This window comes from Gilliamella sp. ESL0443, from assembly GCF_019469165.1.
GTDB lineage: Bacteria > Pseudomonadota > Gammaproteobacteria > Enterobacterales > Orbaceae > Gilliamella > Gilliamella apicola_E.
In genome coordinates, this window is record NZ_CP048263.1 from 1,365,185 (window position 1) to 1,380,405 (window position 15,221).

Below are 15,221 nucleotides of genomic sequence, written 5' to 3' on the forward strand. Positions count from 1 at the left end.
CTCTACAAGCTATAATTAAACAAACTGCACATTACTTGGTTTACTAACAATATGACCACAAACCTAAAAAACGTATTAACTCAGCTCACTAACCAACAAATCAACCACCTCTATTTTGCCAATAACCAACAAACGGCACCGCTACATGCTTATCAAGTTGATTTTCCGAGGATCGAAGTGATTATAGAAGGTCAACAGCTTATGCAATGGGCTGACAGCAATGGCAAAATAATGACACAACAACTTGAAGTTAATGATCTGCTCTACATTACCGCTAACAGTTGGAACAAACCTATCCGCACAACCCCAATCACCTGGTTAAACATCTTATTTGGCAAACAGCAAATTGGCATCAGCATTGTTTATTGGGACGGTAACCAATTAATTCCGCTAGCACAAACCAACATACCAAGGCGAGGTCCACGAGTTGGCACCTTTATTATTCAAGCGCTATCTGAATTGACATGGCAAAATCAACCACAAACGCAAACCGGCTACTACTTGATTCAAAGCCTGCTTAGTAACACCCTAGATTTACTTAATGCCGACATAAAAACCGCATCAAAAACCACCAGCTTATTCGAAGCAATACGCCAATATATTGATACTCATTTTCGGGAAGATATAAGCCGTGAATTTCTAGCTAAAATGTTTTATATCTCACCCAACTATTTATCCTATCTATTCAAAAACGAAGGCAAAATTGGCTTAAATGAATATCTCAACCATATCCGGATAGAGTACGCAAAATCACTACTTAAAGATTACGACTTAAACGTCAAAGAAATCTCGCTTGAAGCGGGTTTTAAAGATAGTAACTACTTTTGCCGAATTTTTAGAAAAAAAACAGAACGAACACCCACTGAATATCGACGGCAATATCATAGTAAATTATCGGAAAAGTAAACTCAGTTAATTGAAAGTAAGACAGAAGTTTCTAATTGCAAGCAATTAAGGAGCCCAAAAACCCCGCTCCTCAACTTTTTTACTATAAAAACAAAAAAATTAGTCCTAATCAAGACGGTGTTTTAAACACTTCAAGTCAACTATCTAACGGACTTATTGCTATCTCCAGTTTATTTACTCAAGTAATATGAACTATCGAATAAAAGTTAAGGAGAAACACAAAGTCCGTTGTAGTTGCGAGATCGGTCCACGAATAGCGTATTACCGTAGTACGAGCCCACAACAAACGGCTGATTATATGTAGGATTGGTATCAACTGTCCAATAATTTTTAAAGGAAAAATTGGCTTGTGAGTAATTTTTCATCAATCCCCACTCGGTAAAAAATCCTGCGCCGATTATACGCTGATAATAATTATCGATTGAAGAAGGAGTTGCACCGACTGAACCTCTACATTCATTATTTAAAGTACTATTTTCAGCACAAAAAGCATTAGTTAAATCTTTAACCTTAGGAACTTTGTAACCGATACGTTTACACCAAGATAATGTATTAGCATAATTGTCTTCAAAAGTACCTCGGTTGATGAACCACTGCTTTAACTCAAACCCATACTTAACAACTTCATTACCTTGGCTGTCACGACCGATTAACTCGAAAGTCTGAGGTAAGGAGGGGCTTGGTATATTTCCAGGATTTTTAGCTCTCCATTGTGATGAAGTTGCAACAGGGCCAGTTAATGTAACACGAATCCCTGTATTTGATGAATTTGTCATAGTAGCGGTAATACCGCCATGGGAGACCGTATCCCAAGTTAATGGCTGATGATTACCAGCAATAATTAAATCAAAAAACAAATTGTTAGCGCCTGTAGTGGGGAAGTTTAAATTATAAGATGACGAAATAAAAGACTGTGGAATAAAACCCTTATCAGTTTTCCACATAGTAGTTGGACCAGCATAACTATAATTACCGTAAGTTGTATCTGGCTTGGCAAAACAAACCGTTGGCAATTCTTTAGGATTAATATGATAAGTAACACTATTAGCATTAAAAGTACTACTATTAGGAATGCCATAACGAGTAGTTAATGTTCCACTTGTATTAGCTAATGTAACACGATAAGAACCATTACACAGTGATGGCACTGTATCACGTGATAAGAATATATAGTCTTCATCAACAATATACAAATTTAGGTCACCAGTAACTGAAACATCAGCATCTCCATCATCATCGCTCCAATAATTAAAAGGCGCAGCAATAAGAGTATTCAAACCAACTGAATAGCTATTCCTTGGCATTAACATATCAATATCAGAAAAGCTTTGACCAGCTACAGGCAATTCAATTGGGATTGTTGACGAATTATTTGTTGAAGGTGTGTATTTATCCCCATTAGAAAGAGATATCCATAACAGATCGTCAGTATTGATGGCTCGCGTGCGCCCTTCATCAAATGTTAAATAAGGCGCATTCCCTTGAATCGCATTTGATGTTATAGAAGTTAATGCATCACAAGAATACGAAGTTATAAACAAAAAGCCATACGACAAAAGCATTTGGCGAGATAATATGAAAGCATAATATAATCGTTTGGAAGATATTTGCAATGATCTACATAACGATCTTAAAATTTTGACGATTAATAAACTAGAGTTAAAAAAAAGACTTTTTGAGCTTAAATTAAGTAAGTGTAAATTATAAATTGAACAGATTTGGTCTTTGAAATTGCATATCATAACAAATACCTTATCAATTAAGTTTTATTTAAATTTTTATTTTTATCTACTGCTCCTTAACTAACAATAACTTCTCATTAAAATACTACTTACTAAACTGCGAGTAAAGGATAAAAATCTCCCACCCTATGCGCAATGTATTTCATTACTAAATAATTAATACTGTAACATTCTATCTTACAAATAGACATTTTAACAATGAGAATTGTGATTTTATAATACAACACATTCGTCAATAAAATCCATCATAGCCTAAAGGCCGATTATTGATATGCTTTACAAAATCGTTTTTTAACGCTTGGCTACATTGACTCTTTGAGTCAGCTAACTCATAACAACTTAAGGCTATATTTTCTCAACCACCTTCATTGAGCTTACAATTAGGCACAGCAAAACTCTAACCTGTAGCAGGGAAAACGATGGGGGTTGCAGATGAAGAATTGGTAGAAGGCGTATATTTAACACTATTAGATAACGTAATACCGTTCAGATCATTTGTATCAACCGTTCGAATACAACCATCATCAAACGTTAAATATGGAACATTACCGTGGATAATATTTGAAGTTTGTTTGGTTAATGCATAGCTGGAAAAAAAGACAGACAGCAAAATAGCTAAAATAGTCTGCCTGAATAATTGAGGAATTATCGCGTTTGAGATCTCTTGTATAAACGCCTTAAAAACATGCAAAACATCGGCATTTAACTCCATTTAATTTATAATATATATTTGCAATTAACATAGTGATTTGATTTATTTTATTTTTATGCCTTCTGTTTCATCTTTTAGCCATTAAGCTAAAATTGGGTAAAAAGTATAATCGCCACCCAAAATTGGATTTTTCAATTCGTTAACGAATATACTTTTTATATTTCCACCTCGCTAATGGCACTAAGGATAAGTGCAAAACCCTACCGATTTATCATACGAGGGTTCAGCCCAATGTATATGACCATCTGTAGGAAAAACGACGAACCGACTCAAACTTTTTTCATCACTGGTCCAGTACCATCGGACGGCGTCAAAGTTGGTTCGATCATATTTGCCTATATTACCCCACTCCGCAAGCAAGCCTGCACCAATTGTACGCATATAATAATCACCTGATGATGAAGGTGTACCACCAGTAATTTCATAACGTTTTGCATTAGTTAAATCTTTAACTCTAGAAAGGCGATAACCAATACTTTTACACCAGGATTCCATGCTAGAATAGGTGTAATAGCTTTTACCTCGGTTGACAAACCATTGTTTTAATGTAAAACCATATTTAACGATAGCTTTACCTTTACTATCTCGACCAACTAACTCGAATGTCTGAGGCAAAGTAGGCTTAGTAATAGGACCTGGATTGCCGGAATTCCATTGGGATTGAGTTGCAACAGGGCCAGTTAAGGTAACTCGTGCGCTTGTAGCTGTAACATCAGTCATAGTAGCAGTGATACCACCATGCGAAACAGGAGCCCAAGATAGTGCCTCAGTATAACCAATCCGCAAATCAAAGAACATGTTGTTAGCTCCAGTAGTTGGAAAGTTTTTACCATAATCTAATGGGTTAGTTGACTGAGGGAAAAAACCAAGAGAAGGATTGAAAATTTCAGGAGGACCTGCTTTTACACCACCCTCTCCCTCATAAGATAAGCTTGGGCTGACAAAACAAATATCAATACCCACAGGTTTGACATAATAAGTGACATTATTGGAATTAAGACTACTACTATTTGGAAGACCATAACGAGTGCTTAATGTACCACCTATAGCCTCTAATACAATCCGATAAGGTGCACCACAAGACGTTAGCACTGTATTGCGCGATGATATAGTTCTACCGATTCTATCATAGATAGATAACCTTAAAAAACCAGAAATATTAATATCACCATCACCATCATCATCATCCCAATAAGGAAGTAGAATTCTGTCTAATTCGACTGAATCTTCTCCTCTTGGGATGAACATATTTATATCAGAAAAGCTTTGACCTTTAGCAGGTAACTCAATTGGTGTTGAAGATGATGAAGTATTGGTTGTAGTCGTGTATCGCTTTCCGTTAGATAACGTAATATTGAGCAGATAATCAAGATCAAGAGTACTAGTCCGGCCACCATCGAAAGTTAAATGCGGTGGATTACCATGAATCATATTCGTGGTTTTAGAGGTTAATGCATGGCTAGAATAAAAAGGTATTAACAAAAAGCCAAGCGGTAAAAAGATCTGCCGAAATAATTTAGATCTGAGAGTTGATCGGAATGATCTAAATGACGATCGAAATAACGATCGGTGCAACGATTCACTATGCGATCTTAAATTTTCGTCGAATAATAAACCGGAGTGAAAAAAAAGAGGTTTAGAGTTTAAATTTGGTGAATTTAAATTATAGGTTGGCCAAGTTGCCTGTTGCCTGTTGCCTGTTGAAAATTGTAATACATATTCGACTATCCTGTCAAGTAAATTTTTGATTTATTTACTATTTTATGTTTGTTGATAAAATTTTAGCTATTCAGCTAAATTGATCCGAAAGTATAATAACTGGAAAAATATGACGCAATAAATTTTTTACTTTATATTGTTAACTTTTGTAAATGCGATCAAAAAAAGATCCAAATAATTATTTGCTAAATTTGGGTTTAATTGATAAATATCAACTTTATAAATCTTTAAAATTATAGTTTTTAATCCAGAGAAAATTTAATTTTATTTAATTTTTGTTTATTTATTGATTTCTAGGTAGAGATTTAAATGCCAAAAACCCCGCTCCTCAACTTTTTTGATTATCATTTTTCGCTCTTCTTGATCAAAAAACGTCCACGCAACAAAACGGCTAATTTTTTGTCCTTGAGCCATAGAGACAATTTTATATTCAGTTGCCACTTTTAGTTGTTTTTTTATTTTGCTTAGCGTCTCTTTTTTCGATACCAATGAGGTAAACCACAGGCATTGCGTTTTGTATTTGATACTCTCTTTTATCATTCTAGTGATAAATGCACTTTCACCCCCTTTGCACCAGAGTTCAGCGTGTTGTCCACCAAAGTTGAGGATGAGATTATCTTTCGTTGAATTTACTTTTCCCAACTTTTTAAGTTTAGTGTAAGCACTTGCATGCGCTTCTTGTTCGGAGGCGTGAAAAGGTGGATTGCATAGGGTAGCTAGGTAAAATTCTTTAGGTTGAATGATATTTTCAAAAATAGCTTCGTTGTCAGGTTGTAAGCGACATTGTAATGTGTTTTTTAATAGATCATTAGATTGTGCTATCAATGAAGCAACTTTTATTGATGTTGGATTGATATCACTACCAACAAATGACCAACCATACTCTGCACAACCAATAATTGGATAAATAATATTCGCCCCAACCCCAATATCTAAAATGCGAACCTGTTTACCTGTAGGAATTTGGTTATCTTGCGCTAACAGATCGGCAAGATAGTGTATATAATCTGCTCGTCCCGGAATTGGCGGACATAGATAGTTGTCAGGAATATCCCAATACGAAAGTTGATAATAGTGCAATAATAGCGCTTTATTTAGCATTTTTACTGCAGTAGGATCAGCAAAATCAATCGTTAACCGTCCATATTGATTAGGCTTTACAAAATTAGATAGCTCGTTCAATGTTTTGATAAGTAAATCAAATGGATAACCATTAATGTGTTTATTGCGGTGGTGTAAAGCTGTTTTTTTGATTGATTGCATGGATGATCCAACATAGAGAATTAATCACTATTATAACGTTTTTGAGCAAATTTGTGAAAATAGCGAGAGATTTTATGCTTCAAAAACCCCGCTTATCAACTTTTTTTATAATCGTTAAGTTATACGATTGTGGATGATTCGAAAATTAATTTTGAATTTGTTATAATCATCCACTTTAAATCCAACCGATAATACAATGAAAAATATAAAAAAGTTTTTGATATTCCCTTTTTTGAGTTTAATGCTTATGTCTTTTGATTCCTATGCGAGTGAGTTTAATGGACAGGCGTTATCATTACTTTGGGTGATCCCTTTCGTTGGAATTTTGTTATCGATTGCTTTATGTCCACTATTTTTAGCCCGATTATGGCATTATCACTACGGTAAAGTTGTTGCCGTTTGGACGTTATTATTTTTGGGGTTTGCACTGGTTTCATTTGGTTTAACGACCACAATTGAGCTAACAGTACATGCCATTGTTCAGGAGTATATTCCTTTTATATTATTACTTTTGGCTTTGTTTACGGTTTCCGGTGGCATTCTGGTTAAGAGTGATAAAATCAGCACACCAAAATCCAACGTTATTTTACTGATGATTGGCGTTGTGCTTGCTTCAATTATGGGAACAACTGGCGCTGCGATGTTGATGATTCGTCCACTACTTCGAGCTAATCGTCAACGACAGTATGCTGTACACACGGTAATATTTTTTATCTTTTTAGTTGCCAATATTGGCGGTGGATTAACGCCTTTAGGCGATCCACCGTTATTTATTGGTTTTTTAAAAGGTGTCGATTTTTTCTGGACAGTTAAGCATATGCTGTTGCCTGTTGTGTTTACATCTGGGTTATTGCTAATTATTTATTATTTTATCGATCATTACTATTACGTTAAGCAGTATGGTGTGAATAGCAATCCAATTAGTGCTAAGCCTGTTAAGTTATATGGTCTAAATAATCTTGTATTATTATTGGCTATTATTGCTAGCGTGATTTTGTCTGGTGTGTGGCATTCATCGATAAGTTTTACTATTTTAGGTTCACAAATCGCATTACAAAATTTAGTTCGTGATGGTCTTTTTATTGCTATTACGATAATTTCAATAATGATTACCCCAAAACAAGTTCGAGCAGGCAACGAATTTAATTGGGAGCCGATAAAAGAGGTTGCTAAGTTATTTATTGGGATTTTTATTACTATTGTACCTGTGCTGGCGATTTTACGTGCGGGTAATGATGGTGCGTTGGCTTCGGTCATTTCATTGGTGACTAATGACCAAGGTGCGCCAATAAATAGTATGTATTTTTGGTTATCAGGATTGCTATCCGGATTTTTAGATAATGCACCAACTTATCTGGTCTTTTTCAATCTTGCTTCGGGTAATGCTAGTAGCTTAATGACGACGTTTGAAAGCACTTTACTGGCCATTTCAATGGGCTCGGTATTTATGGGCGCTTTAAGTTATATTGGTAATGCCCCTAACTTTATGGTTAAAAGCATTGCAGACCAAAATAAAATCAATATGCCTAGCTTTTTTGGTTATATGAAGTGGTCAATCGGGATTTTGATTCCGGTTTTTATTATTGATAATTTGGTGTTTTTTGTGTTTTTTTAAGAAATGACTCTTTTTAGAATTCCCCAAGCAAAGTGCGTATTATTTTTACTTGGGGTGAATGTTAATTAGTCTTATTTAAAAGAAATATTTAAAACGGACCCTTGCACCATAACGATTATCGTTACCTCCTCCTTGTTTTTCATCGCGCTCTAATCTAGATAAGTAAGTCCCTAAATAGATATTGAAGTTATCCATATCCATCACATTTGAAATTAAGTATGAGGCATTGACAGTATGTAATTTATATTTACCTTTAGCATAAATTTCACCATCACCTCGATAATTTGTATTAAATGCTTTTATATCATTGGCAGCATAGATGTAACCAAGACCAATACCTTTCCAAATACCATTGATACCCGCGGTAAAATCTTTTTCTTGTTCGGCATCTAAATAGGAGATGCTGCTATTGAGCAGTAATCCCTCAGATGATTTATCAAAATCACCTGCACTATTCCAACTCATCGTTAAGCCATACCCATTACGTTTTGACTGATCATGCCATTTGCCGTTTATATCATGATAAGCGTTATTAACAACATTACGCTCCATTGCTAGAGCTGCTGATATATCATTATTTCGGTAGGATATGATGGGACGTAAGTAAACGACGTTTTTATCTTTTTGCAATTTATATCCATGATAACGGCTATGATCAAATAAGGAGGTACCATCTTTTACCATTGCATTAACTTGCAAGTTCAAATCCCCCAACTCTTTGGTTAATTCGATTGCACCGCCGTTACTGCTACGCCCTCTACCCTCTTTCATCATATAGATGTAACCACACTATATAAATCGTTGGCAGTATTGCCAGAATATTCTATGAAGGTATCTTGCCCAAGTGGGAACATGTCGTAAGCTTCATAGCGACCAATTCGTAGGCGCCAATCATCTTTTTTACCAAAATAGAAACTAGCATCATCTAGGTTAACTTTACCTCCCATATCAGCAAGCGGTTGCACCGAGAATCCTGCATAGTTCTGATTCGCTAATTCTCTTTTCCCATCCAAGCCGAATAAAATACGGCCATTTATATCCCACTGATCTGTGTCATTAGCATCAAAGTCTGCCGATGTTCTAAGTGAGGTTAACTGCTTTTTTTTGCTTGCAGCATCAATATTAAATTCGACATCGCCATAAAGTTTAAGTGTTCCTTGTTCGGTCTGCCATTCAATGGATGCTAATGCGGATAAAGAATAGAAACAGCAGACTCCAGCTATTATTTTTAATTTCATCGTTATTTCCTTTTAATGTAAATTGATTAAACTTTTTGTTCATCATTAAGATTTCTGGCATCTAATTCAGCTCGAATTGAAGTATAACTGTCATCAAGTTTGTAGAACTTAGCTATCCAAATCATCGAGGCAATAATTAAAATGGCAGGTAAATATAAGTAACAGAGTTTGATTGCAAAAAGCGCACTTGGTACTTGAACTGCATTGGCAACATATCCACCAGATGAGAGTAAAAAACCGGTAATAGCACCAGCGCCAGCCATCGCCACTTTGCCAAAGAATCCATTGATTGATGTCAAAATTCCAGCAGTATTAATACCGGTTTTCCATACACCATAATCAACCGGGTCAGCCTGCATTGAAAAATAGATAGCAAGGCGTTGCCCAGCACCGAGTGATAAGATAACCGCGCCGATGATAAGACCAAGATGATTCACGCCCGATAACATCATTATTCCCATACCAATTAAGTTGATAGCGCTTGAAAATAGATAGACATGTCGTTTTTTCATCTGATTGGCTAAGAATGGTACGGTAAGTGTGCCAATTAAGGGGACGAAAGTTGATATTCCCGCAATTATTGCGGTAAGGTTTTCGCTTTGGACGTAATAGTTGAAGAAATAGACTAAGGAGCCAGTTTGTAAAAAGAATGCGCCCCACATAAGAAAGATGTTAGTTGCAAAGATTTTCCATGGGTTGTTGTCTTTAAACCTTTCCATGCTCTAGTTAAGGTCATTCGCTCTTGTTGTATAGTGATTTTTTCCTCAACATTTTTAAAACTGACTATCAGAAAGAAAGTCGCAATAATCCCAAAAACAATAGCGGTATATAAAAAGCCATGTGTTTGATCACCATTTCCCAATGTCGCAACTAGCGGTAATGTTGCCACTGCAACAATCGTTGAACCTAAGGAACCTAATAAAATTCTTACTGAAGATAAGGTTGTTCTTTCTAATGAATCCGCAGTTAAAAATGGCAACATTGCACTAAATGGTATATTGACCAAGGTATAGATAAAAGAGAGGCAAAGATAGGTGATAAAGGCATAGATTAGTTTACCTGTCGTACCAAAATCAGGCACATAGAAAACTAAAATACACAATATGCCAAACGGTATTGCGCCGATTAATAGCCATGGACGACAACGTCCCCAACGTGTGGATGTATTATCGATAACTAAGCCCATTAAGACATCAGCAACACCATCAACCAGCCGGGTAACTAAAAACATTAGACCGACATAATAAGCGGGTAGTGCCATTACGTCCGTATAAAAATACATAAGATATAATGAGATTAATTGCCATACTAAATTACAAGATAAGTCAGCAATCCCATAACCTATGCGTTGCCGCCAAAGAGAAAATAATGAATTGACCATTTTTTTATTCCTTATAAATTTTTAGTTAAAGTTTATTTTGTCGAATAAACCAAGCCGGTGTGCAACTCCAAGCATGACAGTAGCTATTGATGATTTTGCTACCATACGGTGAATAATTAAGGTCGTTTGGATCAAACAATTCCCAAAATGTGTCTGCCCCAAATTCGACCATTTTTCCCCAATATGCTTTAATCTCATCAATGGCTTGTTGTTTCATGCCTGTTTTGAACAAGGCTAAGATGTAGTGATGTCGTAAGTAAGGCGTGTTCATGCCGATTTCTGGTGGAGTTGTTATTAATTGGGTTAATAATTTTTGTTGATGAGCTAAATCGCCTACATCAGCTAAAACCATCCAAATTTGTGTGGCGTAACTAATTTGTTTTTGTTCGCCACTGGTGTAAAAACCGGCTTGCTCGTCCCATAATGTTTGTGCTGCTCTTTTAACCAAATCTAATTTTTGGTTAAGCGCCTGAGTTATATCAGGTTGAAAATGTTGGGAAAGTCGACATGCTTTGTCTAAACAGTAAATTAAAACACCTTGAGAAGCGCCTTGTTTATTGAGTTTTTCGTGCCAATCAATAAATGACCACCAATCATCACTATCTTGAACTAATCCTTGCGCGTCACAACGTTTTAGATTTATTTCAATTTGCTGTAATGCGATCGGCCATAGCTCTTTAACCGTTTGTCGATCATTAGTTTGATTAAAGTAGTCGTAAAGGACATCGACAAAAAGAAGTGAGTAATCAAATAAGAACGTATCGTCAGCAATAATGTCAGGTTTAACAAAGACATTAGAGGAAACCAGACCATCTTCCCGACGATGGCTAGCAAAGAGGTATAAGCATCTGCGAACTAAATCGTGCTGTTGAAAAGTGACGTTGTTCACTAGGGCTTGTAAGCGTAAATCGCCTAACCACAGTCTTCTATCTCTTTTCGGTCCATCCTCGAATACGTCTTGCATACAATTTCGAAGCGTGTGAATGGAGACTTGATCTATCTTCGCTAATAGCGGATCTGATGATTGATAGCTAAGACAGTGTTCTGGTGCTGAACTGACTGTGTTAAAAGTGATATCTTTAAATAAAATTTGGTATTTAGGCGATAGTGAGACAATATCTATTTTTAAGTATCGAAAACAGTAGCGTCGAGATAAGTTGATTTTAGCGGGTAAAATATCAATGTACTCATCATGCTGTTGTAACCAGCTTTTGCTAAGCCAACCTTGATATTGACTGAATGGTTCAGCAATTTCACACAGTGTTTCACCAAATGTTAATTTTATATGCGCAGGCGCATCAGGAGGGCTACCAGTAGATTCGCACAAGAAAGAGAGGTAACCAACATTGTGTTGACCAAAATCAATTATAAAACTATCACCTGAATGAAAACTCTGATTGAGATAATCATTTGCATCACTCACTATTTTTGATGACCAATGATGAATAGCACTTGGATCATTGATGAGCGAAATAATCTTTTGGGGTGAGATCTTTTTTTGATAAATCTTTGGTTGTAATTGCTTTGCTTTCAGAATAAATGCATTATCTTTTACCATAACTGCATCAATATTTTTTTGAATTGCTTGTGCCATATTCTTCTCCTATAGAAAACATTTAGGAGTATAGCTATGCAAAACAAAAGCTAGCCACTAAGATACTGCCAGATTGCGTTTATAAATGGCAATATTAAAAAGCTTATACCGAGCAAGTTCACATTTTTAAGAATATTATTTTTTATCTCATGTTTAATTACTTTATTGTATTTATATGACGGATAAAAATTGTCTTTTATTTAACGGGATACCTTGATAATAAGTTACCGTTGTAAGGATATAATCAATATGTATACTTTAAAAATTGACACTTATTTTAATCATAAATCAGATAAATTAGCCCTTTATAAGAGTGACCCTGAGGACAACGGTTGCGAGCATAATCATGAGTTCGATGAGTTAGTGATTGTTGAGCACGGTCATGGTTTACATGTTATTAATGGTAAGCCGTTATTTATTCAACAAGGTGATGTTTTTTTAGTTAGAGGGCATGATTACCATTTTTATGATGATCTCGGAACGCTAAAGCTAACTAATATCCTGATTAATCCCAATCAGAATTTTACTTTTTTGAAGAATATGGAGGAGCTATTAAGGCCTATCTCCGCAAGTGATTTAAGTTCTTATATTTGGTTAGCGCCTAATATTCGTAAAGAGTGTAATTCTGTTATTGATCAGTTATTTAATTTAAATAATTCAATTGAGCATCGTGAGTATCTGTTTTTTAAATTGCTTGTTATCATTAAGCAATATCAACGTCAGTCACAACAAAATAATACCCGCTATAAACTCCATCTTTTGCTTAACCATCTTCAAGAAAATTGCTTTGATGAATATGATTGGAACAATATAGCGCAAACATTTCATTTAACAACACGTACAATGTTTAGGCATATTAAACAAGCAACCGGCCTAACTCCTGAAAATTACATCAGACGATTACGGTTAATGTCAGCAAGATTAAAGATTAGAGAAAGTGATATGACTATTACCGAAATATCATTACTTTGTGGTTTTGTTAATAGTACTCATTTTACTACACTGTATAAAAAAACGTTTGGTATCACGCCATCTGAAGAGCGAAAATTTAACTAGATTTTAATATGGTTGGGTTTTAAATAACGATTAAGGATTTAAGTACTTGTGACAGTTTACACTGTCACAAGCATTAACTTAATTATTCAACGGATATTTGAGCCATGGGCTTTCTTCCGAAGTGGTGCTTTCGGTGTAGATATCAAATAGACCAGAAAGCGAAGCATCATCAGGCTGGTACACAGCACGACCTAGCATATAACTTTGACCAAATTCTTTCCAATTGGCAAAATTTTCTTTAACCGTTGGTAAAACTGAGTTAATCGATTGCCATGCTTGATCTTTGCTAATATAGCCCGCTATATAGCTTGCTCTGGCAATATAAACTAGGCGTCCTAAATCCCATGCAATTGAACCTCGTAGTAAAATTTGACGCAATTCGTCTTGGTCTTCAGCGACTTTGTTTTCAATCAGCATTGAAGATACTTGATCTAATCTTGAGCAATAGATTGTAATAATATCACGGTAATCTTCTGGAACTTGGTCATCAATACAACTTTGCCACTGCTCTTTAGGTACGTTTAGATAAATTTCAATCGCTACATCAATGAGTTTGTGAGTTGATCCAAAAGAGGATAAACATTCAGTAGCACTTTCCGGAGAAGTAATATCCCAAGCTGTACTTAAGCGATATCGCTGTTCTTTTTTACCAGAGTTTCTGGCATCACTTTCTAAGCTATCCCAACAAAACATATGCTGCTCAGCAATAATAAGTCCAGCTGATAATGCATTTTGCTGGTCAACTGTCAGTTGTTCAGTTTTTTGAGAATTTTGGGGAAAAGATTTGTGTTTTAAAGTTTTAATGAGAATCGTAATCACTCTATTGTATCGTACAAGTAGTGACGCTAAAAGAATCAAAATTACAATTAAGATTTCCATATGAGTATCTTCAATTTTTGACATAAATCAATTTAAGTGCTCAAAAAATATCACAAATAATAATTTCCAACAAGATAAAAATTAAAAAAAAATTAAGCTGTTTATATCACTCATTTTTTAAACAAAGTAGTTTGAAAAAATGTGAAGCTTCGCACATTTTTAATAAAAATTCCTGTATAGCTATAATTTATTGCCAAAATATTATATTAGCTGTCCAAATTTTAAAGGTGAGATTTCGATTTACTTTTTAGAATGTGGTTGTAGGTTTTTTATAAGGAGTGAGGTTCAAAATGATTGAGATGTTACTTGATAAAGATTTTTTTTCGTCTAGCGATCAAAATATCACCGTTGAGCCTCGGGCGCCTCAACCCGTCTACCCTGAACATACGCATAATTTTAATGAAATTGTTATTGTGACAAGTGGGTATGGAAAACATATTTTAAATGGGCGACTATTTGATTTATATCCAGGTATGATGTTTTATATTAAGGCTTCGGACTGCCATTTGTATGAGAACGTTAACAATCTACATTTGACCAATATTTTATTTAGGGATCCTGAGAATTTTCATTTTATTAATGGGATAAATCAGTTAATTCCAAATCCTGATCCGATTCATTCTCATTACTTTTTTGATAAAAAATCTGATGACAATATTCAATCGATTATTAAACAATTGACGCAAAATCAATCAAGTGCTGTACAGGAAAGTTTATTTTTACAATTACTACTTATTTTTAATAAGAATTTTTATGTCAATGAAGGTTCTGGATCATCTGATAATCGCGTTAAGCAGTTGTTGCGTTGGTTACAGATCAATTTTAAGGAGCAAATTGATTGGGAACAGTTAACGGCACAATTTTCATTGTCATTGCGCTCTTTTCATAGGAAGATGAAAAATGAGATTGGCATCACGCCTCAAAAATATTTAATCAAGTTGCGTTTAGCTAATGCTTATACTCAGTTAATTTATAGCAATAAATCTATTACAACCATTGCGCAAGAATGTGGTTTTAATGATAGTGCTTATTTTTCTACCTGTTTTAAACAAGAATTTACGTTTTCGCCACAAGCATTACGTAATAACCCAGATAAAGGGTATCATTAGTTGTTTT

The 15,221-nt window shown here is 35.1% G+C and carries 10 protein-coding genes and 2 pseudogenes; 4 read left to right on the top strand and 8 right to left on the bottom strand.

What is annotated here, in order from left to right; genetic code table 11:
- Positions 1-51: 51 nt before the first annotated feature.
- Positions 52-906 carry an AraC family transcriptional regulator gene (locus GYM76_RS06225; protein ID WP_065734578.1) on the top strand — a complete coding sequence of 285 codons (855 nt, stop codon included), beginning with the start codon at positions 52-54 and terminating at the stop codon, positions 904-906.
- A 206-nt stretch (positions 907-1,112) separates the two neighbouring features.
- Here GYM76_RS06225 and GYM76_RS06230 read toward each other — a convergent pair whose 3' ends face one another.
- The 4 genes from GYM76_RS06230 to rlmF form a co-directional block, all read right to left on the bottom strand.
- On the bottom strand, positions 1,113-2,447 hold the full coding sequence (locus GYM76_RS06230; protein WP_220224920.1) for a hypothetical protein: 1,335 nt from the start codon (positions 2,445-2,447) through the stop codon (positions 1,113-1,115).
- 598 nt (positions 2,448-3,045) lie between these two features.
- On the bottom strand, positions 3,046-3,360 hold the full coding sequence (locus tag GYM76_RS06235; RefSeq protein ID WP_220224921.1) for a hypothetical protein: 315 nt from the start codon (positions 3,358-3,360) through the stop codon (positions 3,046-3,048).
- 180 nt (positions 3,361-3,540) lie between these two features.
- A complete protein-coding gene (locus GYM76_RS06240; RefSeq protein WP_220224922.1) occupies positions 3,541-4,842 on the bottom strand; it encodes a hypothetical protein in 1,302 nt (433 codons plus the stop codon).
- Between the two features lie 516 nt (positions 4,843-5,358).
- Positions 5,359-6,342, bottom strand: coding sequence for a 23S rRNA (adenine(1618)-N(6))-methyltransferase RlmF (gene rlmF, locus GYM76_RS06245; protein WP_220224923.1), 984 nt, complete (start codon positions 6,340-6,342; stop codon positions 5,359-5,361).
- Between the two features lie 247 nt (positions 6,343-6,589).
- Here rlmF and GYM76_RS06250 point away from each other — a divergent pair, with 247 nt between their 5' ends.
- Positions 6,590-7,957, top strand: a complete 1,368-nt coding sequence (locus tag GYM76_RS06250; protein ID WP_220224924.1) for a sodium:proton antiporter — start codon at positions 6,590-6,592, stop codon at positions 7,955-7,957.
- A 75-nt stretch (positions 7,958-8,032) separates the two neighbouring features.
- Here GYM76_RS06250 and GYM76_RS11120 read toward each other — a convergent pair.
- The 3 genes and pseudogenes from GYM76_RS11120 to GYM76_RS06275 form a co-directional block, all read right to left on the bottom strand.
- Positions 8,033-9,195 (bottom strand): annotated as a pseudogene (locus GYM76_RS11120) (carbohydrate porin).
- A 26-nt stretch (positions 9,196-9,221) separates the two neighbouring features.
- A pseudogene (locus GYM76_RS11125) lies at positions 9,222-10,576 on the bottom strand (MFS transporter).
- Positions 10,577-10,601: 25 nt separating this feature from the next.
- The gene (locus GYM76_RS06275) at positions 10,602-12,170 is read right to left on the bottom strand and encodes a hypothetical protein (protein ID WP_220224928.1); all 1,569 of its coding nucleotides are present in this window, start codon (positions 12,168-12,170) and stop codon (positions 10,602-10,604) included.
- 249 nt (positions 12,171-12,419) lie between these two features.
- On the opposite strand from GYM76_RS06275, the gene GYM76_RS06280 reads away from it, so the two are divergent.
- On the top strand, positions 12,420-13,226 hold the full coding sequence (locus tag GYM76_RS06280; protein ID WP_065734585.1) for a helix-turn-helix domain-containing protein: 807 nt from the start codon (positions 12,420-12,422) through the stop codon (positions 13,224-13,226).
- 78 nt (positions 13,227-13,304) lie between these two features.
- Here the strand turns inward: GYM76_RS06280 and GYM76_RS06285 are convergent, their stop codons facing one another.
- Positions 13,305-14,105, bottom strand: coding sequence for a DUF1266 domain-containing protein (locus GYM76_RS06285; protein WP_220224929.1), 801 nt, complete (start codon positions 14,103-14,105; stop codon positions 13,305-13,307).
- A gap of 290 nt (positions 14,106-14,395) precedes the next feature.
- On the opposite strand from GYM76_RS06285, the gene rhaS reads away from it, so the two are divergent.
- On the top strand, positions 14,396-15,214 hold the full coding sequence (gene rhaS, locus GYM76_RS06290) for an HTH-type transcriptional activator RhaS (protein ID WP_220224930.1): 819 nt from the start codon (positions 14,396-14,398) through the stop codon (positions 15,212-15,214).
- Positions 15,215-15,221 lie beyond the last annotated feature (7 nt).